Origin of the sequence: Pseudomonas xantholysinigenes, from assembly GCF_014268885.2 — a bacterium.
GTDB classification, from domain to species: Bacteria; Pseudomonadota; Gammaproteobacteria; order Pseudomonadales; family Pseudomonadaceae; genus Aquipseudomonas; species Aquipseudomonas xantholysinigenes.
In genome coordinates this window covers 836,652-863,389 of the sequence record NZ_CP077095.1, presented here as the reverse complement: position 1 = coordinate 863,389, position 26,738 = coordinate 836,652, and the positions used below count along the sequence as shown (strand labels likewise).

Below are 26,738 nucleotides of genomic sequence, written 5' to 3'. Positions count from 1 at the left end.
GCCAGCAAGCTTAGTTGCCCCTCGCCAACACCACTCATTCATTTGAAATTCGGATCAATGGCAAAGAAAAACAAACTTCCCAAATAAGCGCCCAGCACCGATGCTGTGGCGATCACGTCCGCATTCGGAGAACAACAATGAACGAAGTCGTCATCGTCGCCGCCACCCGTACTGCCATCGGCAGCTTCCAGGGGGCCCTGGCCAATGTGTCCGCCGTCGAGCTGGGCGCCGCGGTGATCCGCCAGTTGCTGGCCCAGACCCAGCTGGACCCGGCCCAGGTCGACGAAGTGATCCTCGGCCAGGTGCTCACCGCCGGCGCCGGCCAGAACCCTGCCCGCCAGGCCGCCGTCAAGGCCGGGCTGCCCTACCAAGTGCCGGCCCTGACCCTGAACAAGGTCTGCGGCTCTGGCCTCAAAGCCCTGCACCTGGCGGCCCAGGCCATCCGTTGCGGCGACGCCGAGGTGGTGATCGCCGGCGGCCAGGAGAGCATGAGCCTGGCGCCCTACGTGATGCCCTCGGCGCGCACCGGCCAGCGCATGGGCCACGGCCAGCTGGTCGACAGCATGATCAGCGACGGCCTGTGGGATGCCTTCAACGATTACCACATGGGCATCACCGCCGAGAACCTGGTGGACAAATACAGCCTCACCCGCGAGCAGCAGGACGCCTTCGCCGCCGAGTCGCAGCGCAAGGCCGTGGCCGCCATCGAGGCCGGGCGCTTCAAGGACGAGATCACCCCGATCCACATCCCACAGAAAAAAGGCGAGCCGCTGGTGTTCGACACCGATGAGCAACCCCGCCCCGGCACCACCGCCGAGTCGTTGGCCAAGCTGCGCGCCGCATTCAAGAAGGACGGCAGTGTCACCGCCGGCAACGCCTCCAGCCTCAACGACGGCGCCGCCGCGGTACTGCTGATGAGCGCCAGCAAGGCCAAGGCCCTGGGCCTGCCGGTACTGGCCAAGGTCGCCGCCTACGCCAGCGCGGGCGTTGACCCGGCGATCATGGGCATCGGCCCGGTGTCGGCCACCCAGCGCTGCCTGGCCAAGGCCGGCTGGCAGTTGGGCGAGCTGGACCTGATCGAAGCCAACGAAGCCTTCGCCGCCCAGGCACTGGCCGTGGGCAAGCAGCTGGAGTGGGACGCCGCCAAGGTCAACGTCAATGGCGGCGCGATCGCCCTGGGCCACCCGATCGGTGCTTCCGGCTGCCGGGTGCTGGTGACCTTGCTGCACGAGATGATCAAGCGCGATGCCAAGAAAGGCCTGGCAACCCTGTGCATCGGTGGCGGCCAAGGCGTGGCACTGGCCATCGAGCGCTGATCCACCTGAGAGCAACTGTCCTGCAGGGTGTTCAGGCGTTACACCTACCACTGTAGGAGCGGCCTTGCGCCGCGAAAGGGCTGCAAAGCGGCCCCGGCGATCGTTGCTCAACGCTGCAGCCTGGGGCCGCTACGCGGCCCTTTCGCGGCGCAAGGCCGCTCCTACAGCGTCAGCACAAGGCTTGAGGTTGGAACGGTCGGGGGGGAGCGGGTTCGTCAGACAATCTCATTCAGCTATCCGCAACATTGGCCACTGCGCAAGCCAATCCTTGCCCCGTACCCGTTCCGCCATCACCTCCTCCTTGCCAGGCGTCGCCCGCAGGAGCATGCCAAACAGATCGTCCAGCCCCAGCGGCGCCAGCACCTCGCACTGGTCATCGGCCGTGCGCCGCACCGCCACTGCCGTGGCGACCTCCGCCCAGTAGCGCATGGCATCGCCGGTCGAGGCATAAGGCGCCTGCCCGTGACGCAGGTGCATGCGCGCCTGGTTCTTCACCGACCACAACACCTCCGGCGCCTGGGCCTGCAACCGCGCCTCCAGCCGCAGGTCCTCGGCCGGATCCCTGCGCGCCGGATCGAACCACAGCACATCCACATCCCCTTGCGGCGCGGTCATGGCCCGTCCATGCAGATGGTCCCACACGGCATTGCGCACGAAACCCGCACCGACCCAGGCATCCGGCACGCCAAGATCGCGCACCAGCGCCAGCAGGGGCCAGCGCACAGGGTCACTGCAGATCAGGGTCTGGACCTGTCGTTCGAAGTTCACCTCAAAAGCGCTCGTCACGCAGCGCGGGCAAGGTGATGTCGCGCACGTAGCTGGCCGCCGACAGGCTCAGCATCATCCGGCACACCTGGACCACGTCGTGCAGCGGGATCAGCGTCCCCTCACCGCGCTGTTCGGCTTCGGCCAGCGGCACCTCCAGCCCATCGTCGGTGTTCAGATAGCCGAGGTTCAGGCAGCTCACGCCAAGCCCCTGCTCGCGGAAGCCTTCACGCAAGGTTTCGGCAATGCCGCGCAGGCCGAACTTGCTGGCGCCGAAGGTGACTTCTGGCCGACCGCTGCCTGACAGGGCCGACGTGGAGCCGGTGAGGATGATGCGTGGCCGTTCGCTCTTGAGCAGCACCGGCAGCAAGCGTTTGATCAGCAACAGCGGCGCGGTGAGGTTGGTGGCAACCATGCGCTCGATCTGCCCCTCGTCATCGTCGAGGAAACTGTAGCCCTCCTCGAAGGCCCGCTGTTCCCAGATCCCGACGTTGTACACCAGCACATCCAGCCCGCCCTCGGCCACGGCCTCATGGATGACCATCGCGGCCTGGCGCGGCTGGCCGAGGTCGGCCTCGATCCAGCGCACCGCGCCCGGCAACGACGCCGGCCGGGTACGCGACACGCCGATCAACGTGTCACCCGCGTTACCCAGGCCCTCGACCAGTGCCTTGCCCAATCCCTTGCTCGCACCCACCACTAGAATTCGCATCGAATCACTCCCTATGGATTGCGCCAGATAGTACCCTGCCCCACCTAGGCTCGGTACGAAATGTACCTGCACTCGCCCATGCTGCGTTGAAACAGGGCTCGGAATGCTCATGTACTCCAGTACACTCCGCTTCCTCCCCCTGTTTCGCCTTGTCTGGCCTTCGCGCAGACACATTTCGTACAGACCCTCGTAATTCAGTCGGAAAAACCGAGCCATCCGTGGACAGAGATCAACTCGAGCGCAACCAGATCCCCCTGTACTTCATCGCCGTGGCGCTCGCCGCCGCCGTCGGCCTGCTGGCACCCAGCGTTGTCCAGACGCTGGAAATGCTGGTGACACCGGCCATCGCCGTGCTGATGTACGCGATGTTCCTGCAGATCCCCTTCCTCGACCTGCGCGCGGGCCTTGGCAACCGGCGGTTCATGGGCGCGCTGCTGCTGGCCAATTTCGTGCTGGTGCCGCTACTGGTGTGGGGCGGAACACGTGGCCTGGTCGAGCACCCCGCCGTGCTGGTCGGTGCCCTGCTGGTACTGCTGACGCCGTGCATCGACTACGTGGTGGTGTTCACCCATATCGGCAAGGGCGACTCACGCCTGACCCTCGCCGCCACGCCGGTGCTGCTGCTGGTGCAACTGGCGTTGCTGCCGTTGTACCTGGCGCTGATACTCGGTGGCGCTGCTGATGTCGAGATTTCCGTGGCGCCGTTCATCGAAGCCTTCGTGCTGCTGATCGTGCTGCCGCTGTTGCTGGCGGTCGCCACCAGTGCCGGCGCGCGGCGCTCGGCGCTGGTCGCCAACTGGAACGGCGCCTGGGCCTGGCTGCCGGTGCCGGCCATGGCGCTGGTGCTGATCGCGGTGATCGGTTCGCAGATCGGCGTGGTGGCCAGCCGGCTGGATGACCTGCTGCCGGTGCTACCGGTGTATGTCGGCTTCGCGCTGTTGGCGCCGGTGCTTGGCTTGATTGCGGCGCGTCTGTTCAGGTTGTCCACAGGCCAGGCGCGGGCGGTGACCTTCAGTGCCGCCACGCGCAATTCGCTGGTGGTGCTGCCGCTGGCGTTGGCGTTGCCGGAGTCGGTCCGCGCGTTGGCGGCGGCGGCAGTGATTACCCAGACGTTGGTGGAGTTGGTGAGCGAGCTGGTCTATGTGCGGGCCGTGCCGGCGCTGGTTCGGCGTTAGGCATGACACGGGGGCGCGAAGCGCCCCGGCGATAGCGGCCAATGCCCAGCCATCAGCCCAGTTGTAGCCGCCATTGGCCGGAATGGCTCAAGCGCACACGCGCCAGCGGCAGCACGTCGATGCGCTGGAACGACGCCAAAGGCGCGCCCAGCGCATGCAGCATCGCGGCGCGGATGACGAAGGGATGGGTGACCGCAATCCATTCCCCCTCGCCCAGGGCGCTGTCCATCCAACCTGCGACACGCTGGCACAACGCGGCAATCGATTCACCACCATGGGGCGTGGCATGCGGGTCGGCCAGCCAGGCCTGGAGCTCGCGCTCGTCCAGTTGCTTGAGCAGTCGGCCTTTCCAGGTGCCCAGGTCGCAATCGCGCAGGCCTTCATCGATAGTCGCAGCCAGGTGCTCGACGGTCTGCCGGGCGCGCAGTTCGGGTGCGGTGAGGCAACGGGCGGTTGTGGCCAGTTCGATGGAAGAAGAGGCCGGTTCGTCGTCGAGGGCAAAGCGCCCCACCCGTTGCGCCTCGGTACGGGCGTGACAGACGAGGGTGAGGTGGATGGGCTTCATGGCGGGGCGCTCTGGTCACAGTCGAAAGTACGATGGTGCCTGAACGATCCCGGGGCTGCCATGCAGCCCTTTCCGGCCGGACCTAAAGACGACCGCGCCTCCCTGTAGGAGCGGCCTTGTGCCGCGAAAGGGGCGCAAAGCGCCCCCGACGGTTTCAAGCCGTTGCACGCAACTCTCGGGCCGCCGCCACCATGTTCACCAACGCCGCCTCGGTCTCCGGCCAGGCGCGCGTCTTCAACCCGCAATCCGGATTGACCCACAACCGCTCGGCCGGAATCCGCTGGGCGGCCTTGCGCAGCAGCTTGACCATCTCCTCCTTGGCCGGCACCCGCGGCGAGTGGATGTCGTAAACGCCAGGGCCGATCTCGTTCGGGTAGTCGAAGCGCTCGAAGGCTTCCAGCAGCTCCATGTCCGAACGCGAGGTCTCGATGGTGATCACATCGGCATCCATCGCCGCGATCGATTCGATCACATCGTTGAACTCGCTGTAGCACATGTGGGTGTGGATCTGGGTTTCGTCACGCACCCCCGAGGCGCACAGGCGGAAGGCCTCGGTGGCCCATTCCAGGTAGTGCGGCCAGGCACTGCGGCGCAGCGGCAGGCCTTCGCGGAAGGCGGCCTCGTCGATCTGCACGATCTTGATACCCGCCGCTTCCAGGTCCACCACCTCGTCGCGGATCGCCAGCGCCAGCTGGCGCGCCTGCACCTCGCGGGTCACGTCCTCGCGCGGGAACGACCACATCAGCATGGTCACCGGGCCCGTGAGCATGCCCTTCATCACCTTGTGGGTCAGGCCCTGGGCGTAGGTGATCCACTCCACGGTCATCGGCTTCGGCCGGCTCAGGTCGCCGAAGATCACCGCCGGTTTCACGCAGCGCGAACCGTAGCTCTGCACCCAGCCGAAGCGGGTGAACACATAGCCATCCAACTGCTCGGCGAAGTACTCGACCATGTCGTTGCGCTCGGCCTCACCGTGCACCAGCACATCCAGGCCAAGGTTTTCCTGGATTTCCACCGCGTGGCGGATCTCGCTGTGCATGGCCTCGACATAGTCGGCCTCGGTCAGCTTGCCCTGCTTGAACGCCTGGCGCGCCAGACGGATCGCCGAGGTTTGCGGGAACGAACCAATGGTGGTGGTCGGAAACGCCGGTAGGTCCAGACCGGCGCGTTGCCTGGCGATGCGCTGCGCGAAGGCCGAGGCGCGCTGGCTGTCGGTGGGTTTGATCGCGGCGACGCGGGCCTGCACCGCCGGCTTGTGGATACGTGGCGAGGTGGCGCGACCATGTTGCACAGCACGGCTTTGCGCCAATGCTGCGACGACATCGGCCGCCTCGGGCTGGTTGAGCGCCTTGGTCAGCAGCGCCACTTCCTGGCACTTCTGCACGGCGAAGGCCAGCCAGCTCTTCAGTTCGTCGTCGAGCTTGTCTTCACGCGCCAGGTCCACCGGGCTGTGCAGCAGCGAGCACGACGGCGCCACCCACAGGCGATCGCCCAGGCGCTCGTGGGCATGGCGCAGCACGTCCAGCGCCTTTTCCAGGTCGCAGCGCCAGACGTTGCGGCCGTTGACCACGCCCAGCGACAGCACCTTGTAGGCCGGCAGGCGGTCGAGGATGGTCGGGTACTGGTCCGGGGCGCGCACCAGGTCGATGTGCAGGCCATCGACCGGCAGGTTGGCGGCCAGGCCGAGGTTGTCTTCCAGGCCGCCGAAATAGGTGGCGATCAGCTTTTTCAGTGGGGCGCGCTGGAGGATGTTGTAGACCCGCTCGTAGGCGTTCTTCCAGTCCTGCGGCAGGTCGAGGGCGAGGATCGGCTCGTCGATCTGCACCCACTCCACACCTTGCACAGCCAGGCGGTTGAGGATCTGGTCATACAGCGGCAGCAGGCGGTCGAGCAGTTCCAGCTTGTCGAAGTCGGCGCCCTTGGTCTTGCCCAGCCACAGGTAGGTCAGCGGGCCGATCAGCACCGGCTTGACCGCGTGGCCCAGGGTCTTGGCTTCCTCGACTTCTTCGAACAGCTGTTCCCAGCTCAGGGCGAACTGCTGGTCGGCGCTGAATTCGGGGACCAGGTAGTGGTAGTTGGTGTCGAACCACTTGGTCATCTCCTGGGCGTGGGCACCGCCGCAGCAGCTGTCACTGATACCTCGGGCCATGGCGAACAAGGTTTGCAGGGTCGGTTTGGCACCGTCCTTGGCACGGAAGCGCTCCGGGATCACACCGAAGGTCAGCGAGTGGGTGAGCACCTGGTCGTACCAGGCAAAGTCACCCACCGGCAGTAGCTCGATGCCGGCGGCCTTCTGCACTTGCCAGTGCGCGGCGCGCAGGCCACGGCCCACGGCCCGCAGGCCGGCTTCGTCCAGCTCACCCTTCCAGAAGGCCTCCTGGGCTTTCTTCAGCTCACGGTCGCGGCCGATGCGCGGAAACCCCAGGTTGTGTGCCAGTGCCATGTTGTCGTCCCTCGATCCTTAAAAGTGAATGAGGGGATTCTGGGCGGACAGCCAAGGTGAGACAAACTCATTAAATTTGAGATGAACTTAAGATTTGTTCATGATTGAAGGCTTGAGCGGCCCCTGTGGGAGCGGGTTCACCCGCGAAGAATTCACCGCGGTGGATGGCACGGGCTCTGCCCGTGTTCGCGGGTAAACCCGCTCCCACAGGGGGCCGGACCGCCTGATAGAACCCCGTGATGTCTCAACCAGCACAGTCTCCCGCGCAATCAGACATGCCCCACCCACCAATCTGCCGCACACTGCCACCCTGCCCCAACCCGGTAGCCCGCACCCCATGAGCCTGCTGAAAACGACCCTGGACGCCAACGCCTTCGCCTGCATCCTGGAATTCGTCCCCAAGCCCAGCGCCGAGCGTTTCGCCAGCCTCGAAACCCTCATGGCCCGCACCCAGCTGTGCGGCTGGCCATTGACCGTGGCCATCGGCGACCGCGTCGGCAGCGCCCTGGACATGTCGCCACTGGAGGCCTTCGCCAGCCTCGCGAACCCCGTCCCCGCCCTGCTGCACTTCTCTGGCAAGGACCGCGAACGCCGCGACCTGCTGGCGCAACTGCAACGCATGGACAGCGCCGGCCTCGACCAGCTCCTGCTGCTCAGCGGCGATCGCCTGCCCGGCCACAACCCCGGTGAGCGCCCGGTGCGCTACCTGGAATCGGTCGCCGCCCTGCAGATCGTCCGCCAGGCCCGTCCTCACTGGCTGCTGGCCGCCGCGCTCAACCCGTTCAAGTACCAGGAAGCCGAAGGCGGCGCGCAGTACTGCAAGGCCGAAAAGAAACTCGCCGCTGGCGCCGACCTGTTCATCCTGCAGCTCGGTTTCGATATCGACAAACACCAGGAAGCCTTCGACTGGATGCAGCGCCAGCCCCGGCCCAAGCCGCTGATGGCCTGCATCATGGCGCTGACCGAAGGCCGCGCCGGGATGCTCGATCACGTTGCCGGGGTGACCGTCACACCGTCGATGCGCGCGCTGCTGGCCGCCGAAACGGCGGTGTCCAAGGCCTACGCCAGGGAACGCGCCAACCAGCGCCTGGCCTTGCAGGTGATCGGCCTGAAGTTGATGGGCTATGCCGGCGTGCACCTGTCCGGCATCCATGAGGTAGCGCAGTTCAAAGCGCTGGAGCAGGCCATCAACGCGCTGCAGCCACAGTTCACCTCGCTGGAAGAATGGACCCCGGCTTGGCAAGCCGCCTGGCAGGAACCCGACCTGGCGCCGGTGACCTTCCACCCACCCGGGCACGCCTGGTACCTCGGGCAACGGCAGATCACCGCGTCCAACAAGGAAAAGGTTCGCTACCACCTGCTGTCGGCGATGCACCATCAGCTGTTCAGCCGCACCACGGCCTTGAGCAAGGCCTTCGGCTGGGCCGTGACCCGGCCGCTGTGGGCCAACCCCATGGCGGCGCAGTGGCTGCATCAGCTGGAGCGGCGCATCAAGCGCCCGATGGTGGGGTGCGATACCTGCGGCAGTTGCCGATTGCAGGACACGCTCTACATCTGCCCCGAGACCTGCCCCAAAGGCCTGGCGAACGGGCCATGCGGCGGCACGAGCCTGGACCGTTGCGAGTTTGGCGACCGGGAGTGCGTGCACAGTGCCAAGTATCGGCTGGCGGTGAGCGTGGGCAGGACCGAGGTGTTGCGCGAGCGGTTGATTCCTTGCGTGCAGGTGGAGAACCGGCACCGCAGTTCGTGGCCGGTATGGTTCGAGCCTGCACCACTTAACATTGCCGAGCCCACACCGATGAGCGACGACGACCTGCTTGCCAAAACACGGGAGCGCCTGGCTGCGCCACAACGAGTGAAGGTCTCACTGGACGACCTGTAGCCAGGCACGAGCGGATCAGCCTGCGTGCTGAGCCAGTGAAACCTCCACTCCCTGCCACTCCCCAGCCTGACCGGAAACAACCAACAGCCGATTCCCGGTAGCTGAAGCAGTCACGACACACCGCCCCTGCTCGTCCCAGAACGCACTGCGCCCAGCCGCCGCCCAGCCACCCGTGGTGCCGCCATGGTTGGCCATGAGCACGGCCATGGCATGCCGCTGTGCATAACCCTGCAGCAACGCGCTATCCGCCGGATACCCACCCTCCCCGATCAGCACACCCGTCGCGTACACCTGCGCACCGCGCTGCGCCGCCTGGGCGGCATGCTCCGGATGGCTGAAATCGGCGCACACCGACAAGGCCACGGACAGCCCGGAAACGGACAACAACTCGCCGCCGCTCCCCGCACTGAAGAACACGTCCTCGCCGGTATGCAGGTGCTGCTTGGTATAGACCGCAATCGAGCCATCCGGGTGGAGGATGCAGGCCGCGATCCGCGGCTTGTCCTGGCCCGGCACCTTGAGCGGCATCCCGACCACCGTGGTCATGCCCGCTTCCTGGGCCAACTGGCGCAGTGGCGCCAGTAGCGGCGTGTCCAGGTCCTGCGCCAGGCCACTGGCCACGGCGGGGGCATAGCCCGTGAGCGACAGTTCGGGGAAGAGCAACAGGTCCACGCCATGCCCATGGGCCTGGCGCATGAACGCCAGGTGCAAGGCCAGGTTGGCGGGGATGTCGCCATCACGAATGGCGCATTGGGCGGCGGCGAAAACGGCTGGTGGCATGGGCGTCTCCTGACAAGGTAGGCAGACTCTGCTCGGCTGCCGCTTAAAAGACAACCGTTGCATCAACGATGGGATCAGCGTGGGAGCGGGCTTGCCCCGCGATGGCTCTCCCACTAGTCCCACAGCTTGGCTCCAGCCCTTGTGCAGAAAGGCTATGATGCTCTCCTGCACGCAATCAGCCTGACAGGGCGGCCCCATCATGAATCTGAGTGTTCTCTACGCGTTGGTTGCAGCCGGGCTGTTTGGCGCAAGCACACCGCTCGCCAAACTGTTGGGTGTCGATACTCCGCCCATCCTGCTGGCCGGTCTGCTCTACCTGGGCAGCGGCGTCGGCCTGACCCTTGTCCGTCTGGTACGCGATCGCGGCTGGCAGCGGCCCGGGCTGCCTGCCGGAGAATGGCCCTGGTTGCTGGGTGCGATCTTATTCGGCGGCGTGCTTGCACCTGTGGCGTTGATGTTCGGGCTCACTCGCACAGCGGGGGCCGCTGCATCGCTGATGCTCAATCTCGAGTCGGTTCTTACGGCAGTGCTGGCGTGGGTGGTATTCAAGGAAAACGCCGACCGCCGGATCGTGATCGGCATGGTTGCCATCGTCCTGGGCGGTATCGTGCTGTCATGGCCGCAAGAGACCGCAACCGCCCATGACTGGATCGGCCCGCTGGCGGTGGCGTTCGCCTGCCTTTGCTGGGCGATCGACAACAACCTGACCCGCAAGGTCTCCGCCTCGGACGCGCTGTTCATCGCCGGCAGCAAAGGCCTGGCGGCGGGCGTGGTCAATGGCGGCCTGGCCTTGGCCATCGGCTCGCAACTGCCGGCCCTGGGCACGCTGGGGTCGATCCTGCTGGTTGGGTTTCTCGGCTATGGCGTCAGCCTGGTGCTGTTCGTCCTGGCCCTTCGCGGGTTGGGGAGTGCGCGAACCGGAGCATACTTTTCCACGGCGCCGTTCCTGGGTGCGGCTGTCGCGATCCTGATGCTGGGTGAGTCGGTGTCCGTGACGTTCCTGCTCGCTGCGGCATTGATGGCCTTGGGTGTGTGGATTCACCTGATGGAGAATCATGTACACGAACACCAGCATGAGCCCCTCGATCATAACCACCGGCATACGCACGACGAGCACCATCAGCATGAGCATGACTTCGAGTGGGACGGCACCGCGCCGCACAGCCACCCGCATGTGCATGCGCCGATTCGACATAGCCATGCGCATTTTCCGGATGTTCATCATCGGCATAGGCACTGACCGGGCAGAAAATACAGGACTGGCATTGCTCACCCGCCCCGGCTCGAACCCTGCGTTTCACCCAAGGTATACTCCCGCCCCGTCGCGCCCAGAGTGGCGCGTAGCCTTCATGTGCAGGATGCCCTATGTCAGTTCAGCAACACGTTGCCGCCGCCGATACCACCTTCACTGCCGCGCTCGAGCCGCTCAACCATGCCCTTGAGCAGGTACGGCAGGCTGAAATCCAGCTGCTGCAGCGCAGACGCCAGGTCACCCTGGCATTCATGTGCGTCCAGGCCGCCTACTGCGGCTACCTGATGCTCAAGTGGATCTGGCAGGGCCATTACATCGGTGGGCCAATCTATGCCGTGTTGATCTGGTGCCTGTTGTGGCTGCTGTACTACCCGGTGTCGGTGCTGTGGTACCCGCGCCAGCGCGCACTGGACAAGGCCTATCGCACGCTCGATGCGGCACGGATGGAAGAAGGCAAGACGTTCCTGGCCAGCAAGGCCTTGGGGGCGTATCGCTGGGTCTACCGCGGCGGGCGCATGCTGGCGGTGTTCCCCGACAGCCACATGCTGTATGTGCTGGCCCCGGAGGTCGGCGAGCGCCATGCGCTGATGGACGCGCCACGCGTGGTCAAGCAAGTGCGCGTGGACGAACAGGCCGTCACCCGCAGCACCACCCAGACCACCACCAAGCACGGCTGGCGCAACGTCTACGCGTTCAACAATCAGTTCGGCATGATCGGCGGCGGCAAGTCCCGCTCCACCTCGACCACCACCCACGACACCGTGCGCACCTTCACCCTGCACGTGCAATTGCAGAGCGCCGGCCAGCATCCCTACTGGCTTCAACTGCCCTTCGCCGATGACTGGCAGGAAGCTCGCAACTGGCAATTGCTGATCGAGCAGGCAACCGCCCGCTAACGGCCTTGCATCGCCCACCTGTAGGAGCGGCCTTGTGTCGCGAAAGGGCCGCAAAGCGGCCCCGGCGATCCAAGACTGTAAACCCGCTGGCCTGTAATCACCCAAGCTCACAGTTCAGAAAATCACCTGGTAGAGATACACCAGCAACCTGCGCCCCCAACGTCCGCAAAAGGAACCCCGTCATGCTTCGGCTCTTGATGCCAGCCCTGCTCCTGCTGCTTGCCGGCTGCGCCACCAAGCCCCCGGCCAACCCCGACAACCTCTGCGAGATCTTCCGCGAGAAGCCGAAATGGCACGAGGCGGCGCTGAAGATGCAGGCGCGCTGGGGGGCGCCGGTGCAGGTGCCGATGGCGATGATGTACCAGGAGTCCTCGTTCAAGCACGACGCCCTGCCGCCGCGCTACTACTTCCTCGGCTTCATCCCCTGGGGCCGGGTCAGCACCGCCTACGGCTATGCCCAGGCCAAGGACGAGACCTGGGCCGACTACAAGCGCGATGCCGGCGGCTGGGGCGCCGCCCGCGACGACTTCGCCGACGCGATCGACTTCATGGGCTGGTACATGCAGAAGAGCCAGCAGGTCAACGGCGTGTCCAAGTGGGACGCCTATGGCCAGTACCTGAACTACCACGAAGGCTGGGGTGGCTACCGCAACCGCAGCTACGATGCCAAGCCGTGGCTGAAGAATGTGTCGCAGAAGGTCCAGGCCCGGGCTTCGGTGTTCGGAGCGCAGTATCGGAGTTGCGAGCAGGAGCTCGCGCGGGGTGGGTGGTTCTGGTAGGGGCTGAGGCAGGTGTGCTTTGAGCATGTTGGCCTGCTCAGTTAGCGCGTCATCGCCACTAACGAGGCTGCTGTGCAGACCGCACCGCCGCTCCAACAGGACTGCGCAAAATCTAAAGCCAACGCCGTACCTGTGGAGCGGCCTTGTGTCGCGAAAGGGCCGCAAAGCGGCCCCAACATTCCAAAGCATCAATCCCCAGAAACACTCTCCTCCTTCATCGCCTCCAGCTTGCCGAACTGCTCACTGGCCAACCGGCTGATGATCCGGATCGCCTGGTGAATCCCCGCCGTGTTGCGAAAGCTCAGCTGCGGGTTGTGCTCGCACTCCAGCACCTCGTCATGCTGCACCAGCGCCTCGCCGAGCAGTTCGAGGGTCCAGACGTAGCTCTGGAGGGTGGACAGGCGTTCATAGTCAGGCATGGGGCCCCTCCCGGTTGGCGCGGGTGGCGAGGGACTGGCTGTCGATCGGGTAGAAGGTTGGGGATGGGGTGGCCGCGGGGGTTGGGCGGCGGAGAGCGGATGCGAGGATCCTGTACAGACGTGTGATGGTCATGCATGAGACTCCAAGTTAGGTTGAAACCACCACGCACTGTCGCCAAACAATGGGTGGCAGCTGTACGCAGGTTGGCGAACCGGGAACTTGGAACCCGGCAGACCCGAAGGTCTCCCGCGCACAGCCGCCATGGCACGAGGCTGCGGACGCAAAAAAAGCGCCTGCAATCGTGTGGGGCGCTGCTGCGCCAAGTTTATCCGGGTCGCCAAACCCGGTCGCGGAATTTGCCGCGACTGGTACGGAATTTATTCCTCGGGGGCTTCTAGTGCAAGGTTATTGGGGCCAGGAAATGGCGATGGGAAACGTAGGAAATGGATTGCGCGAAGAGGCTGGGTGGCAACAGTACGTGGGTTGGCCGACCGGGACGAAAGGGACCGGCACACCGAAGGTGTCCCACGTACTGCTGCCATGGTGAAAACGCATTCCATACAGATAGCGCTCTAAGTTGTGGAGACCAGAGTGGATACCACCATACCCGGGATACCTATACAAGCTCATGCTTCCACTTGTAGCTGCTGTACAAGAATGGGCGACTGCCCTCCTTGGTGGTTTCCACCACCCACAGCTTCACCCTCGTACCGACTGGGTAGTCTCTGATCTTCCGTGCGCACTCGATCTTCATGGTCTGCGGGAAGGGCTGATCACTCGCAGGGCGAACACCATTCCTACGGCGAGCAGTATCGTAAAAGACCTCCGCAGTGATCGAAATGTATTCGTCTGGATCATGTATTAGTTCCCAAACCATAGTCGCGATCTCTGTCTTCCGTGTGTGCCGTTACCGTAGTGAAGGCCCAGATAGGTAACTTGTCAAAAATTCACGAAAAGGGGATATATTTATTTCCCCCTGCTTCGAACGGTAAACAGGGCGCAGACGCTAAAACCACACGAGGGAGGTCGCGCACTCGGATTTTATTACTCGGTAGTGCCCTGGACGCCCCAGCCTACCCCACGAGGAACCAAAGTCGGTGAAATCATGATCGATTGGGCAAAAGAAAAAGCGTCCCTTGCGGGGTCGTCTTAGGATGTGGATGAGGTTGTAGTCGCAGCGACTCTTTAGTTTCCGGATCTACGATCCTTAAGGTCAGAACCCAGTCAAATCAACGGCCCTATGGTGGGGGCTATCGACTGTCCCTACGTCAGTGAGTGCCAGTTTCACTGCTGCCGGATTCAGTGGGCAATCGAAATCACCTAGTTTGCTACATTCCATAAGTGTTTATGTCCTGGGACAAACTGCGAAAAGATTTGATCTTGGTAGAAAACAGCTCGGTTTTATCTTTGAGATAGATGAATGGCAGTCGTAGCTGCCCGTCCGCTCTGCATACCGCAATCCGATTGTTACCTCCTGTAATTACCAGGCAGCCCATATTTATGTCTAACAGCGGCGGCGTCATAACGCCTCCGTTGCTCCAATGCCAAATCACACCAGCAACCTTATGGGCAGCGATGGTCCAAAGCTCTGAAACACTCCTTCGGCTGTGCCCGTGAAACAAACTGTCCAGCTCGATCAAATCCGCCTCACCAAAACAGTACTCAGACGATGAATAATCATCCGGAGAAGCTCCATCCTCGGCAAAATAAATGTGCGCTGGGCTAAAGTCCCATGCAATTCGAAAGCTTGTGGGCCATTCCTCACGCGGCTTCCCCCTAATGGCACAAGCCTCATGCTGCGATAGACCAAGGGTCACCATGTCCCTACTCCTAATAGTTCGTGAGTTTCCTACCTACCATTTGCTTGGCATCACATGCGCGGGGGGCATGGCTCTCAGTCGTGAGTCATGGAAAGGAAAAATGAAAGCACCTGATGAACATACCTTCGAGTGCATGATACTCGTGCCTATCATCGACATGTCGAGGGAAAAGGGACGGATTTATTTTCTCGCGCTTCAGAGGAAAAAGTAGTCTGTTCGCTTTTCGACTTTCTTCAATCTAGGCCCGGGCAAGCTTCGCATGCTGCAAATGAAGTAGCCATAATGAAAAACCCGCCAGAAGGCGGGTTTCACAGGGATTCAGAGATGTTGGTAGCCTTCGCTGGAACCTGAACTGGTGCCGGAGACAGGAATCGAACCTGCGACCTTCGCGTTACGAGTGCGCTGCTCTACCGACTGAGCTACACCGGCGTGTTGCGCAACGTACCATTGCCGTGCTCGTTACGCAAACCCCTGTTTCACCTCACTTTCACGGCGCCTTGCAGCCATTCGGCGCGAGGTCTTCCTCCACCGTGGTCACGCAGCTCCACCCGGCCTGGGTGCGGGCCAGGGTCACGGTCTTGCCCAGCACATTGGCCGGTGCGTCGGCCAGGGTGCAGGCGATGCTGGCGGTGCCGTCGGCCGCCGTGCCGCTGGCAGTGATCGCGCAATGGGCGGTGGCGGGCTGGCCGCCGAGGCTGGCGACGTCAGGCACGTCCTTGCCTTCGTTTAGGCGGATGTCCATCGGCGTTTTCAGCGCGGAGATCTCCAGCAGCGCCGCCGCGGCTTTGGCCCGGGCCTGGTGGTTGGTGTACATGGGGATGGCGATGGTCGCCAGGATGCCGATGATCGCGACGACGATCATCAGTTCGATCAGGGTGATACCTCGTTGCCCTTTCATGAACGGTCTTCCTTCGTAATACATGGAGGCGCGGTCGGCGCATGTTCATCTTTTCGGCGCCCCGGCCGGCAGGCGCGCAGTAGGCCTGAACCGACACCTTTTGTCACCCCTGCACGGCAGGGCGTCATCTTCGCTGAACTACTCTAGTGAGCGTCATGGAAACGCGCCCGCCCTCGGGCCCGGCAAGCTGTTACGGGGCTTGTCGCTGCACTGCAAAGGACCTTCGCATGCCTCCGTCTACCCGCCTCTACGCCTGGGAGGGCATCGATGCCTCCGGCACTCGTCAACACGGCCAGCAACCGGGGCGCAGCCCGGCATTCGTGCAGGCCTGGCTGCAACGCCAGGGTATCCGGGCCACGCGGGTGCGGCTGGCGGGTGGGTTGCAGTGGCGTTGGCCGCAGCGGGCGGGCAAGGCGGATGCGGCGGGGTTCAGCCGGCAACTGGCGACCTTGCTGACGGCGGGGGTGCCGTTGTTGCAGGCGTTCGAGGTGATGGCGCGCAGCACGGTGGACAGCGGCATGGCGGCGTTGCTGGCGCGGTTGAAACAGGATGTGGCGGCGGGGCTTGGGCTGGCGGCGGCGTTGCAGCGCCATCCGGCGTGGTTCGATGCGCTGTACTGCAACCTGGTGCGGGTGGGCGAGCAGTCGGGCACGCTGGACCGGCAGCTGGAGCAGATGGCGGGGATGCTGGAGAAGCGCCAGGCGCTGCGGCAGAAGGTGCGCAAGGCGATGCTGTATCCGGCGCTGTTGCTGCTGACCGGGCTCGGGGTGGCGGCGTTGTTGCTGCTGGAGGTGGTGCCGCGCTTTCAGGGGCTGTTCGCCAGTTTCGACAAGGCGCTGCCGGCGTTTACGCAATGGGTGATCGATTTATCCACAGGGCTGGGCAATCACGTGGGGTGGTTGGTGCTGTTGATAACTGTGTTGGGGGGTGGGTGGGCGGGAGGTTTATCGGCGGCATCTTCCTGCACGGTTGTGGATGGTGCGCTGGGGGCTGCGGGTGCCGGTGGTCGGCACCTTGCTCGGGCAGGCGGCGTTGGCACGGTTTGCGCGCAGTCTGGCGACTTCTTATACAGCCGGCGTGGCGTTGCTGGACGCGCTGGCAACGGTGGCGCCGGTCAGTGGCAACTGCCTGCATGAGCGGGCGATCCTGGCGTTGCGCCAGGGCGTGGCCAATGGGGCCAGCCTGCAACAGGCGATGGAAGCGGACGGGCTGTTTCCGCCGCTGCTGCGCCAGCTGGTGGCGGTCGGCGAGGCCAGCGGCACCCTCGACACCATGCTGGACAAGGCCGCGCTACATTACGAAGAGCAGGTGAGCCAGGCGCTGGAGCAGTTGACCACGCTGCTGGAGCCGGCCATCGTGCTGATCCTCGGGCTGCTGGTGGGGGGCCTTGTCGTGGCGATGTACTTGCCGATCTTCCAGTTGGGTAGCCTGATCTGAACATGAATGCCTGGGCCGTAATCGTCGATCATCCGCCGTTCTTCTATACCCTGGCCGCGGTGCTGGGGTTGCTGGTGGGCAGTTTTCTCAATGTGCTGGCGTACCGGCTGCCGCTGATGCTCGAGCGCCAGTGGCAGCGCGAGGCGCAGGAGGTACTGGGGCTGCCGCAGGCCGAGCACGAGCGTTTCGACCTGTGCCTGCCGGCGTCGCGCTGCCCCCACTGCCAGCGCCCGATCCGGGCGTGGGAAAACATTCCGGTGTTGAGTTACCTGGCCTTGCGCGGGCGTTGCTCGGGGTGCAAGGCGCGGATCAGTGCGCGTTATCCACTGGTGGAGCTGGCCACCGCCCTGCTGTCACTGCTGGTGGCGTGGCATTTCGGGCCGGGCGTGGAAGCGCTGGCGGTGATGCTGCTGACCTGGGGGCTGATCGGCTTGAGCCTGATCGATGCCGAGCACCAGTTGCTGCCGGATGTGCTGGTGCTGCCGCTGCTTTGGTTGGGGCTGGTGGTCAACACCTTTGAGTTGCTGGTGCCGCTGGCCGATGCGGTGTGGGGCGCGGTGGCGGGCTACCTGAGTTTGTGGACGGTGTACTGGGTGTTCAAGCTGGTGACCGGCAAGGAGGGCATGGGCTTTGGCGACTTCAAGCTGTTGGCCATGCTCGGGGCCTGGGGTGGTTGGCAGGTTTTGCCGCTGACCTTGATGCTGGCCTCGCTGGTGGGAGCGCTGATCGGGCTGACGCTGGTGCGTTTGAAGCGCACGCAAATGGGCGCTGCGTTGCCTTTCGGGCCTTATCTGGCCATTGCGGGGTGGATCGCATTGCTCTGGGGTGATGAAATAGTCGCTTCTTACCTGCAACTGCTTGGAACCTGATGAGCACAGCGCCTTTCACCCCCTGGATTCTCGGCCTGACCGGCGGCATCGGCAGCGGCAAGAGCGCCGCCGCCGAGCGCTTCGTCGAGCTGGGCGTGCACCTGGTCGATGCCGACCAGGCCGCGCGCTGGGTTGTCGAGCCGGGGCGCCCTGCCCTGGCCAGCATCGTCGAACGCTTCGGCCCGGGCGTATTGCTCGAAGACGGTCAGCTCGACCGTGGCGCCCTGCGCCAGCAGATCTTCGCGGATCCTGCGCAGCGGCAATGGCTGGAGCAGCTGCTGCACCCGCTGATCGGCCAGGAGATCTTCAGCTACCTGGCCAAGGCCGAGACGCCCTATGCGGTGTATGTGTCGCCGCTGTTGATCGAGTCGGGGCAGTTCAGCAAGACCCAGCGCATTTTGGTGATCGATGCGCCGACCGAGTTGCAGGTGCAGCGCACCTTGCAGCGGGACAACACCAATCATGAGCAGGTGCAGGCGATTCTCAAGGCCCAGCTGGCCCGGGAAGAACGCCTGCGCCATGCCGATGACGTGGTGGTCAACGATCGTGACCTGCAATCGCTGCACGACGAGATCGACCGCCTGCACCACTTTTACCTGACTTTGCGAGGAGGCCAGCCATGAGCCAGCCGATGACCGTTGATTGCCCGACCTGTGGGGCGCCCGTGGAATGGGGGGACAAGAGCCCGTTCCGGCCGTTCTGCTCGGACCGCTGCAAGCTGATCGACCTGGGGGCCTGGGCGGCCGAGGAGCATAAGATCGCGGGGGCGCAAGAGTCCGAGGATGAGTTGTATTCGGGGGATCTGGAGCCGCGGCATTGAGGCCGGATGGTTTGTTGGCCGTGTGAGATCACTGTAGGAGCGGGTTTACCCGCGAACACCGGCGAAGCCGGTGCCATGCACCGAGTCGCATGCTTCGCGGGTGAACCCGCTCCCACAGGACCCGGACATGGTTTCATGTCAGCGCTCTTCATCCTTCCACGGCGCCTGCAAATATCGGCTGCGGTTGAACGTCTCCAGCCACTCGGGGCAAAACACCACCAAGGCACTGATCACCGTGCCATTGATGAACGCCTCGGGGAACATCATCAGCCACAGATATCCAACGAAGTCGCTCAGCCACTCCGGCATGGCGAACCGCTCGTCCATCCACAGCAACCCCAGCCCGGCCGCCAGGCACACCAGCACGGTCAGTGCGGCAGGAAAGAACCCGGAACAGAAGATATACACAAACAGGTTACGCGGCTGCGCGCGTTCGACCACGATCGCGCATACCTCGGTGACCAGCACCGGCAGGCCAATGATCAGCAGGCCGTTGACGCCCAGTGCGGCAAGGTCCTGCCGACCGAGCAGCAGCAACCCAAGCTGGGCAAGAAAACCTCCGAGTATCGCCAACGGCCAGTCCAGCAGCAGGGTCACGGCAGTCATGCCAATGAAGTGATAGGACACGCCGGTGTCGAAGTCACGCCGCACCAGCCACAGCACGAACAGGCAGAACACCGTGCCGAACAAAAGGTGCTGGCGGCGGGTGTCGGTGAACAGCTCCACCCAGCGGGTACGGCTGGCGGCCCAGGCCAGCAGGGGCAGGTAACCAAGCCAACCAAGTGTGAGGCTGGTGCTGGACAAGACCTGTGCGCTGATCACGTAAGCAATATCCCTGTCGACCGTGTGGGCAAGGCTGAGTCTACACCCATTCTCCCGTTCATCCGGTTGCTATAGGCTGGCACCTCCATTTGCTGCAGGACGCATCCGCCATGCCCGAAGGAATCAACCTGCCGTTGTTGCTCGGCGCGCTGTTCAGCACCATCGCCGGGGTGCTGCACCTGGCGGTGATCGCCGTGGGGCCCCGTTGGTATCGGTTGTTCGGCGCGGGCGAGCGCATGGCCCGGGCCGCCGAACAAGGGCGCGCCTACCCTGCCCTGGTCACGGCAGCGATCGCGGCGGTGCTGCTGGCCTGGTCGGCCTATGCGTTGTCGGCGGCGGGGTTGATACGACCGCTACCCTTGCTGCTACCGGTGATCTGCCTGATCACCCTGGTGTACCTGGCCCGTGGCCTGCTGGGCCCGCTGATGCTGGCCGGTACCGGGCGCAGCCGGCGTTTCATCGCGGTCAGTTCGGCGATCTGCCTGGGCGGCGGGCTGCTGCATTTGCTCGGCGTGCTCCAGCAATGGCTGGTGCTAGGCTGATTCCCACGCACAAACAGCATCTTACCGTCATCAATTAGCGGCTAAGCTTGTCCCCATGGATGACTCAGACTACCTCCGCCTGCTAACCATCCAGGCCGAACAAGCCAATGCGTTCCTGTCCAATGCCCGCAAATGGGAGCGTGAGCGTTGGGTCTGCCAACGCCTGCTGCAAGGGCTGAACATTCCCTACCGCAGCGAGGACTTCACCCCGGCCGGGCAGGAGCCGCCGGACGTGCTGTTCCGCGACGCGGCGTTCGAAGTGTTCTTCGTGCTCGACGAAGGCCGGCGGCTCAACGACGAATGGCGCGAAGAGCTGCAACGGCGGCGCAGCGCGTTTTCCCTGGCCCAGTTGGTGCGTCGCGAGCAGCGGCCTCGGCGAATCAGCGCCCAGGAACTGCTCGGGCGCCTGGCGCCGACCCTGCGCAAGAAGTCACACAACTACCGCGAGCGTGGGCTCGACCTGGGCGAGCTGGACATCATCGCCTTCGCCAGCCTCAAGCGCGAGGTGCTCGACCTCAACAGCCATTTCCCGCCGCCCACCGAGTACCTGCGCCAGGGCTGGCGCTCGCTGTCGCTGGTAGGGCCGACCTTCGCCCGGGTGCTGTTTGCCCACCCGGATGCGCCGGATTTCTTGCGCGGCAACCTGGGGCGCAGCATCGTGTTCGACGTAGGTATCAGTCTTTGATCCAGTGCCGGGTGTCTTTGCGATCACGTACACTCGGCGCCGGGGATAGAAAGCATTATCATTCGACCCATGCGTTTGCGTGAACGCTGTAGCGTTTGCGCATTCACCAACGTCTATCTGACGAGGCCCACCATGACCAGCCGCCTGAATCCTGAAGATCAGCGTCGCGTCGATGAGTATCTGAGTGCCCCCCAGCATCAAGTCGAGCGCCGGCCTTTCCGGCCATGGCTGCTCCTGCTGCTGGTGGTGGCCGTGACCGTCGGTCTGGGCCTGTTGAGCCGCCTGCTGAGTGGACTGGTGCTGTGAGCTGCCTTGCGCTCGCCCTCCCCTCGTGCCGGATGTGGCCGGGCCTTGTGCCCAAGAATTCCGTAAAACTTGTGAGAAATCCCAATGACTCATCGCATCGTGATTGTCGGCGGCGGCGCCGGCGGCCTGGAACTGGCGACCCGCCTGGGTAAAAGCCTGGGCAAGCGCAAACAGGCCGAGATCACCCTGGTTGATGCCAACCTGACGCACATCTGGAAGCCCCTGCTGCACGAAGTAGCGGCCGGTTCGCTGAACTCCTCGGAAGATGAACTGAACTACGTGGCCCAGGCCAAGTGGAACCACTTCAACTTCCAGATGGGCCGCATGAGCGGCCTGGACCGTGAAAGCAAGCTGATCCAGCTGGCCGCGACCCTCGACGACGAGGGCCGCGAGCTGCTGCCTGCGCGTACCATCGGCTACGACACCCTGGTCATTGCCGTGGGCAGCAACACCAACGACTTCGGCACCTTGGGTGCGGCGCAGCATTGCCTGTTCCTCGACAGCCGCAAGCAGGCCGAGCGCTTCCACCAGCAACTGCTCAACCACTACCTGCGCGCCCATGCCGGTGATGTGGCCAGCGAGCAGATCAGCGTGGCCATCGTCGGTGCCGGCGCCACGGGCGTGGAGCTGGCGGCCGAGCTGCACAACGCCGCCCACGAGCTGGCGGCCTACGGCCTGGACAAGATCCAGCCGAAAGACATGCACATCACCATCATCGAAGCAGGCCCACGGGTGCTGCCGGCGCTGCCGGAACGCATCAGCGTGCCGGTGCACAAGACCCTGGAAAAACTCGGCGTGACGGTGATGACCAACGCCGCGGTCAGCGAAGTGACCGAGGATGGCCTGAAGACCGCTTCGGGCGAAGTCATCCAGGCCAGCCTGAAGGTATGGGCGGCGGGCATTCGCGCGCCGGGCTTCCTCAAGGACATCGACGGCCTGGAAACCAACCGCATCAACCAGCTGGTGGTGCGCCCGACCCTGCAGACCACCCTGGACGACAATATCTTCGCCTTCGGCGACTGCGCCGCCTGCCCACAGCCGGGCAGCGACCGCAACGTGCCGCCACGGGCCCAGGCCGCGCACCAGCAGGCGTCGTTGCTGGCCAAGAGCCTGAAGGCGCGCCTGGAGAACAAGGCGCTGCCGACCTACGAGTACAAGGACTACGGCTCGCTGGTGTCGCTGTCGCGGTTCTCGGCGGTGGGCAACCTGATGGGTAACCTGATGGGCAGCGTGAAGCTGGAGGGCTGGCTGGCGCGGATGTTCTATGTGTCGCTGTACCGGATGCACCAGATGGCGCTGTATGGGTTCTTCCGCACGGCGATGATGATGCTGGGTAGCAAGATTGGGCGCGGGACCGAGCCGCGTTTGAAGCTGCACTGAGGCTTCAAGATCCTGGGGCTGCTGCGCAGCCCTTTCGCGACACAAGGCCGCTCCTACAGGGGGACGCGATCGCCTGTAGGAGCGGCCTTGTGTCGCGAAAGGGCCGCATAGCGGCCCCAGCGATTCACCTGACCACGCGATACGTACTCTGCACGAACCCACTCTCGTAACTGGTCGTCTTCATGTGCTGCAACAGCACATCCTTCGCCAACCCGCCGAACAACGGAATCCCCTGCCCCAGCAGCACGGGAATGCGGGTGATGGTCAGTTCATCCACCAACCCCTCACGCAAGAACCCCTGAATCAGCTTGCCGCCATCCAGGTACAGGCTTTTCGCCCCCGTGCCCTGCAGATGCTCGAGCAACGCCGGAATCGGCCCGGGGTGTAGCTCGACCTGCTCCGGTGCGCCCTTGGGCAAGGCTTCGAGGGTGCTGCTGACCACCACCACCCGCGTATCCGGATACGGCCACTCGCCAAAAGTCATGACCTTGTCGAAGGTCCCCCGCCCCATCACCAGCGTATCGACACCCGCCATGAACCCGGCATAGCCATGGTCGTCGGTGGATTGGGTGGCGCCCATCAGCCAATCGAGGCCGCCGTCTTCACGGGCAATATAGCCATCCAGGCTGGTGGCAATGAAAACACGGGCTTTGAGGGACATGCGTGGCGCTCCTGCGGGCAAAGGCCACAGGGTAGCAAGGGCGGGGACATAAATCGCGGGCAAAAGAAAAAGGGCATCTCAGTCGAGATGCCCTTTTTACATGGTGGGTCGTGTAGGATTCGAACCTACGACCAATTGGTTAAAAGCCAACTGCTCTACCAACTGAGCTAACGACCCGGAAAATGGTCGGGGTGAGGGGATTCGAACTCCTGACATCCTGCTCCCAAAGCAGGCGCGCTACCGGACTGCGCTACACCCCGAGATTGGCTCCGCGACCTGGACTCGAACCAGGGACCCAATGATTAACAGTCATTTGCTCTACCGACTGAGCTATCGCGGAACTGAACTTCGGTACATCTTTACTGCTTCGAAGCCTGTGTTAGCTTCGAACTCTTTAGCTGCTTCGCTTTCGCGTTGTCGCTGCTGAGGCCGGCTATTCTACATTCTTCGTTTTGCTTGTCAACCACTTTTTTTCGTTCAACTTACTGATTTGTAAGTTGTTTTGCGATCCCCGATGTTGCTGGTGATTCGCTCAGTGCCTGACAGCGGGGCGAATATTAGGGGCACTCTGGATTTTGTGCAAGCACTTTTTTCAAAAAATTCAGCAAGTTATCTGGGAAGCCCGAAAAGGCCCGGTTTTTCTGGGGCTGCACCGACCTCTTCGCGGGCAAGCCCGCTCCCACAGGGATCTGACAACCCTTGAGCGCGGCGCGGTACCTGTGGGAGCGGGTTTACCCGCGAAGAGGCCCGCACAGGCAAATATGCAAAAAAAGCCCCGCACAGGCGGGGCTCTTCATTGACTACCGTGATCAGGCAAAGACGATCTCGTCGCCTTCTACCTTCGCAGTGATCGCCGCACCCGGCAGGAACTCGCCAGACAGGATCAACTGCGCCAGCGGGTTCTCGATCCAGCGCTGGATCGCTCGCTTCAATGGCCGTGCGCCATATACCGGGTCGTAACCCACGGCAATCAGCTTGTCCAACGCCTCCGGGCTCAAGCTCAGGCTCAGCTCGCGCTCGGCCAGGCGGCTGCGCAGACGGCCAAGCTGGATCTCGGTGATACCGGCGATCTGCTCGCGCCCCAGGGGCTCGAACACCACCACTTCGTCGATCCGGTTGATGAACTCCGGCCGGAAGTGCGCGCCCACCGCGTCCATCACCGCCGCACGCTGCGCCTCGCGATCACCGGCCAGCTCCTGGATCTGCGCCGAGCCCAGGTTGGAGGTCATCACGATCACCGTGTTGCGGAAGTCCACGGTGCGGCCATGGCTGTCGGTCAGGCGACCATCCTCAAGCACCTGCAACAGCACGTTGAACACATCCGGGTGGGCCTTCTCCACCTCGTCGAGCAGCACCACCGAGTACGGCTTGCGGCGCACGGCCTCGGTCAGGTAGCCGCCCTCTTCATAACCCACGTAGCCTGGTGGAGCGCCGATCAGGCGAGCCACGGAATGTTTCTCCATGAACTCCGACATGTCGATACGCACCATGGCCTCTTCGGTGTCGAACAGGAACTCGGCCAGCGCCTTGCACAGCTCGGTCTTGCCCACCCCGGTAGGGCCGAGGAACAGGAACGAGCCGCTGGGGCGGTTGGGGTCGGACAACCCGGCACGGGAACGACGCACGGCGTTGGCCACGGCGGTCACCGCCTCGTTCTGGCCGATCACCCGTTCGTGCAGCAGGCTTTCCATCTTCAGCAGCTTCTCGCGCTCGCCTTCGAGCATCTTGGCCACCGGGATGCCGGTCCACTTGGACACCACTTCGGCGATTTCTTCCTCGGTCACTTTGTTGCGCAGCAACTGGTTGTCGGTCTTGCCATGCTGGTCGACCATTTGCAGGCTGCGCTCCAGGTCCGGGATAACCCCGTACTGCAGCTCGGCCATGCGGCTGAGATCGCCCTTGCGGCGGGCGGCTTCGAGCTCCTGGCGGGCCTGCTCGATCTTTTGCTGGATCTGTGCCGAACCTTGTACCTCGGCCTTTTCCGAAGCCCAGATCTCTTCGAGGTCGGAATACTCGCGCTCCAGGCGCTCGATTTCCTCGGTCAGTTTCTCCAGGCGTTTCTTCGCCGCTTCGTCCTCTTCCTTCTTCAGCGCCTGGGACTCGACCTTCAGCTGGATCAGGCGACGGTCGAGGCGGTCGAGCACTTCCGGCTTGGAGTCGATTTCCATGCGGATGCGGCTGGCGGCTTCGTCGATCAGGTCGATGGCCTTGTCCGGCAGCTGGCGGTCGGTGATGTAGCGATGGCTGAGCTTGGCCGCGGCAATGATCGCGCCGTCGGTAATGGCCACCTTGTGGTGCACTTCATAGCGTTCTTTCAGGCCGCGCAGGATGGCGATGGTGTCTTCCTCGCTCGGCTCCTCTACCAGCACCTTCTGGAAGCGGCGCTCGAGGGCGGCGTCCTTCTCGATGAACTGGCGGTATTCGTTGAGCGTGGTGGCGCCGACGCAGTGCAGCTCGCCACGGGCCAGGGCCGGTTTGAGCATGTTGCCGGCGTCCATGGCGCCCTCGCCCTTGCCGGCGCCGACCATGGTGTGCAGTTCGTCGATGAACAGGATGATCTGGCCTTCCTGCTTGCTCAGTTCGTTGAGCAGGGCTTTCAGGCGCTCTTCGAACTCGCCGCGGTACTTGGCGCCAGCAATCAGCGCGCCCATGTCCAGCGCCAGCAGGCGCTTGCCTTTCAGGCCGTCGGGCACTTCGCCGTTGATGATGCGCTGGGCCAGGCCCTCGGCGATGGCGGTCTTGCCGACGCCGGGCTCGCCGATCAGCACCGGGTTGTTCTTGGTCCGGCGTTGCAGCACCTGGATGGTGCGGCGGATCTCGTCGTCACGGCCGATCACCGGGTCGAGCTTGCCGTCTTCGGCGCGCTTGGTCAGGTCGACGGTGTACTTGTCCAGGGCCTGGCGCGACTCTTCAGCATTAGCGTCATTGACCGCCGCGCCACCGCGCAGGTTGTTGATGGCGTTTTCCAGGGCCTTCTTGCTCACGCCCTGGCCGAGCAGCAACTTGCCGACCTTACTGTTCTCGTCCATGGCGGCGAGCAGCACCAGCTCGCTGGAGATGAACTGGTCGCCCTTCTGCTGGGCCAGGCGGTCGGCCTGGTTAAGCAGGCGCGCCAGGTCCTGGGACATGTTCACGTCGCCGGTCGGGTTCTGGATTTTCGGCAGTTGGTCGAGCTCTTTGCTCAACGCCTTACGCAGGCTGTTGACGTCGAAGCCCACCTGCATCAGCAGCGGCTTGATCGAGCCGCCCTGCTGGTCGATCAGCGCCTGCAGCAGGTGCAGGGGCTCGATGGCCGGGTGGTCCATGCCCACGGCCAGGGATTGGGCATCGGATAACGCGAGTTGCAGCTTGCTGGTCAGTCGGTCTATTCGCATGGGGGTACCTTCCTATAAAGGGCAGGCGGAGCGATGGACAGCACCTGTAATGAAGAACCTGCCTGAGATGACCAATAGATAAGGGTGATTCTGGAAGATTCAAGCTTAGCGGGGTTGACAAGAGTCAGCCTGAAGGTTC

The 26,738-nt window shown here is 63.7% G+C and carries 24 protein-coding genes, 4 tRNA genes and 1 pseudogene; 14 read left to right on the top strand and 15 right to left on the bottom strand.

Annotated elements, in window-relative coordinates:
• Positions 1 to 137 precede the first annotated feature (137 nt).
• A complete protein-coding gene (locus HU772_RS03985; RefSeq protein WP_186662593.1) occupies positions 138 to 1,316 on the top strand; it encodes an acetyl-CoA C-acetyltransferase in 1,179 nt (392 codons plus the stop codon).
• Positions 1,317 to 1,541: 225 nt separating this feature from the next.
• Here HU772_RS03985 and HU772_RS03980 read toward each other — a convergent pair whose 3' ends face one another.
• Both HU772_RS03980 and HU772_RS03975 read right to left on the bottom strand, forming a co-directional pair.
• On the bottom strand, positions 1,542 to 2,084 hold the full coding sequence (locus HU772_RS03980) for a nucleotidyltransferase family protein (RefSeq protein ID WP_186662594.1): 543 nt from the start codon (positions 2,082 to 2,084) through the stop codon (positions 1,542 to 1,544).
• Between the two features lies 1 nt (position 2,085).
• Entirely contained in the window at positions 2,086 to 2,793 is a 708-nt protein-coding gene (locus HU772_RS03975) for an SDR family oxidoreductase (protein WP_186662595.1), read from the bottom strand.
• A gap of 218 nt (positions 2,794 to 3,011) precedes the next feature.
• On the opposite strand from HU772_RS03975, the gene HU772_RS03970 reads away from it, so the two are divergent.
• On the top strand, positions 3,012 to 3,968 hold the full coding sequence (locus HU772_RS03970; protein ID WP_186662596.1) for an arsenic resistance protein: 957 nt from the start codon (positions 3,012 to 3,014) through the stop codon (positions 3,966 to 3,968).
• A gap of 52 nt (positions 3,969 to 4,020) precedes the next feature.
• On the opposite strand, the gene HU772_RS03965 is transcribed toward HU772_RS03970, so the two are convergent.
• Entirely contained in the window at positions 4,021 to 4,533 is a 513-nt protein-coding gene (locus tag HU772_RS03965) for a histidine phosphatase family protein (RefSeq protein WP_186662597.1), read from the bottom strand.
• Between the two features lie 154 nt (positions 4,534 to 4,687).
• A complete protein-coding gene (gene metE, locus HU772_RS03960) occupies positions 4,688 to 6,976 on the bottom strand; it encodes a 5-methyltetrahydropteroyltriglutamate--homocysteine S-methyltransferase (protein ID WP_186662598.1) in 2,289 nt (762 codons plus the stop codon).
• 337 nt (positions 6,977 to 7,313) lie between these two features.
• Between metE and HU772_RS03955 the strand changes: the two genes are divergently transcribed.
• Positions 7,314 to 8,858, top strand: coding sequence for a methylenetetrahydrofolate reductase C-terminal domain-containing protein (locus tag HU772_RS03955; RefSeq protein WP_225923104.1), 1,545 nt, complete (start codon positions 7,314 to 7,316; stop codon positions 8,856 to 8,858).
• A gap of 15 nt (positions 8,859 to 8,873) precedes the next feature.
• Here HU772_RS03955 and HU772_RS03950 read toward each other — a convergent pair whose 3' ends face one another.
• Positions 8,874 to 9,638: a carbon-nitrogen hydrolase family protein gene (locus tag HU772_RS03950; protein WP_186662599.1), complete on the bottom strand. Its 765-nt coding sequence runs from the start codon at positions 9,636 to 9,638 to the stop codon at positions 8,874 to 8,876.
• A 199-nt stretch (positions 9,639 to 9,837) separates the two neighbouring features.
• On the opposite strand from HU772_RS03950, the gene HU772_RS03945 reads away from it, so the two are divergent.
• From HU772_RS03945 to HU772_RS03935, 3 genes are all read left to right on the top strand, one after another.
• Entirely contained in the window at positions 9,838 to 10,878 is a 1,041-nt protein-coding gene (locus tag HU772_RS03945; protein ID WP_186662600.1) for a DMT family transporter, read from the top strand.
• 125 nt (positions 10,879 to 11,003) lie between these two features.
• Positions 11,004 to 11,786: a hypothetical protein gene (locus tag HU772_RS03940; RefSeq protein WP_186662601.1), complete on the top strand. Its 783-nt coding sequence runs from the start codon at positions 11,004 to 11,006 to the stop codon at positions 11,784 to 11,786.
• A gap of 182 nt (positions 11,787 to 11,968) precedes the next feature.
• Positions 11,969 to 12,565, top strand: coding sequence for a transglycosylase SLT domain-containing protein (locus tag HU772_RS03935; RefSeq protein ID WP_011535688.1), 597 nt, complete (start codon positions 11,969 to 11,971; stop codon positions 12,563 to 12,565).
• A gap of 188 nt (positions 12,566 to 12,753) precedes the next feature.
• Here the strand turns inward: HU772_RS03935 and HU772_RS03930 are convergent, their stop codons facing one another.
• The 4 genes from HU772_RS03930 to HU772_RS03915 all read right to left on the bottom strand — a co-directional run bounded on the left by HU772_RS03930 (position 12,754) and on the right by HU772_RS03915 (position 15,703).
• Positions 12,754 to 12,984 (bottom strand): hypothetical protein, encoded by a 231-nt coding sequence (locus HU772_RS03930; RefSeq protein ID WP_186662602.1) that lies wholly within the window; start codon positions 12,982 to 12,984, stop codon positions 12,754 to 12,756.
• Between the two features lie 1,329 nt (positions 12,985 to 14,313).
• Positions 14,314 to 14,805 carry a hypothetical protein gene (locus tag HU772_RS03925; RefSeq protein WP_186662603.1) on the bottom strand — a complete coding sequence of 164 codons (492 nt, stop codon included), beginning with the start codon at positions 14,803 to 14,805 and terminating at the stop codon, positions 14,314 to 14,316.
• A 353-nt stretch (positions 14,806 to 15,158) separates the two neighbouring features.
• Positions 15,159 to 15,234: transfer RNA gene (locus tag HU772_RS03920), tRNA-Thr, on the bottom strand.
• Between the two features lie 58 nt (positions 15,235 to 15,292).
• The gene (locus tag HU772_RS03915; protein WP_062575174.1) at positions 15,293 to 15,703 is read right to left on the bottom strand and encodes a pilin; all 411 of its coding nucleotides are present in this window, start codon (positions 15,701 to 15,703) and stop codon (positions 15,293 to 15,295) included.
• 227 nt (positions 15,704 to 15,930) lie between these two features.
• Here HU772_RS03915 and HU772_RS03910 point away from each other — a divergent pair.
• The 4 genes and pseudogenes from HU772_RS03910 (at position 15,931) to yacG (ending at position 18,829) form a co-directional block, all read left to right on the top strand.
• Positions 15,931 to 17,140: pseudogene (locus tag HU772_RS03910) on the top strand (type II secretion system F family protein).
• Between the two features lie 2 nt (positions 17,141 to 17,142).
• Positions 17,143 to 18,009, top strand: a complete 867-nt coding sequence (locus tag HU772_RS03905) for a prepilin peptidase (RefSeq protein WP_186662690.1) — start codon at positions 17,143 to 17,145, stop codon at positions 18,007 to 18,009.
• The gene (gene coaE, locus HU772_RS03900; protein WP_186662691.1) at positions 18,009 to 18,632 is read left to right on the top strand and encodes a dephospho-CoA kinase; all 624 of its coding nucleotides are present in this window, start codon (positions 18,009 to 18,011) and stop codon (positions 18,630 to 18,632) included. The genes HU772_RS03905 and coaE overlap by 1 nt, the downstream gene beginning before the upstream one ends.
• A complete protein-coding gene (gene yacG, locus HU772_RS03895; RefSeq protein WP_186662692.1) occupies positions 18,629 to 18,829 on the top strand; it encodes a DNA gyrase inhibitor YacG in 201 nt (66 codons plus the stop codon). The genes coaE and yacG overlap by 4 nt, the downstream gene beginning before the upstream one ends.
• A 138-nt stretch (positions 18,830 to 18,967) precedes the next feature.
• On the opposite strand, the gene HU772_RS03890 is transcribed toward yacG, so the two are convergent.
• Positions 18,968 to 19,651, bottom strand: a complete 684-nt coding sequence (locus tag HU772_RS03890; protein ID WP_186662693.1) for an energy-coupling factor ABC transporter permease — start codon at positions 19,649 to 19,651, stop codon at positions 18,968 to 18,970.
• 110 nt (positions 19,652 to 19,761) lie between these two features.
• On the opposite strand from HU772_RS03890, the gene HU772_RS03885 reads away from it, so the two are divergent.
• The 4 genes from HU772_RS03885 to HU772_RS03870 all read left to right on the top strand — a co-directional run bounded on the left by HU772_RS03885 (position 19,762) and on the right by HU772_RS03870 (position 22,564).
• Positions 19,762 to 20,193: a hypothetical protein gene (locus HU772_RS03885; RefSeq protein ID WP_186662694.1), complete on the top strand. Its 432-nt coding sequence runs from the start codon at positions 19,762 to 19,764 to the stop codon at positions 20,191 to 20,193.
• Between the two features lie 55 nt (positions 20,194 to 20,248).
• Entirely contained in the window at positions 20,249 to 20,878 is a 630-nt protein-coding gene (locus tag HU772_RS03880) for a DUF1780 domain-containing protein (protein WP_186662695.1), read from the top strand.
• A 132-nt stretch (positions 20,879 to 21,010) separates the two neighbouring features.
• Complete coding sequence (locus HU772_RS03875) at positions 21,011 to 21,184, top strand: DUF3094 family protein (protein ID WP_186662696.1); 174 nt, start codon at positions 21,011 to 21,013, stop codon at positions 21,182 to 21,184.
• Between the two features lie 84 nt (positions 21,185 to 21,268).
• On the top strand, positions 21,269 to 22,564 hold the full coding sequence (locus tag HU772_RS03870) for an NAD(P)/FAD-dependent oxidoreductase (RefSeq protein ID WP_186662697.1): 1,296 nt from the start codon (positions 21,269 to 21,271) through the stop codon (positions 22,562 to 22,564).
• 124 nt (positions 22,565 to 22,688) lie between these two features.
• Here the strand turns inward: HU772_RS03870 and HU772_RS03865 are convergent, their stop codons facing one another.
• From HU772_RS03865 to clpB, 5 genes are all read right to left on the bottom strand, one after another.
• Positions 22,689 to 23,225: a dihydrofolate reductase family protein gene (locus HU772_RS03865; protein WP_186662698.1), complete on the bottom strand. Its 537-nt coding sequence runs from the start codon at positions 23,223 to 23,225 to the stop codon at positions 22,689 to 22,691.
• Positions 23,226 to 23,326: 101 nt separating this feature from the next.
• Positions 23,327 to 23,402: transfer RNA gene (locus HU772_RS03860), tRNA-Lys, on the bottom strand.
• Between the two features lie 6 nt (positions 23,403 to 23,408).
• Positions 23,409 to 23,485 (bottom strand) — tRNA-Pro (locus HU772_RS03855).
• Positions 23,486 to 23,489: 4 nt separating this feature from the next.
• Positions 23,490 to 23,565: transfer RNA gene (locus HU772_RS03850), tRNA-Asn, on the bottom strand.
• Positions 23,566 to 24,034: 469 nt separating this feature from the next.
• On the bottom strand, positions 24,035 to 26,599 hold the full coding sequence (gene clpB, locus HU772_RS03845; protein ID WP_186662699.1) for an ATP-dependent chaperone ClpB: 2,565 nt from the start codon (positions 26,597 to 26,599) through the stop codon (positions 24,035 to 24,037).
• Positions 26,600 to 26,738 lie beyond the last annotated feature (139 nt).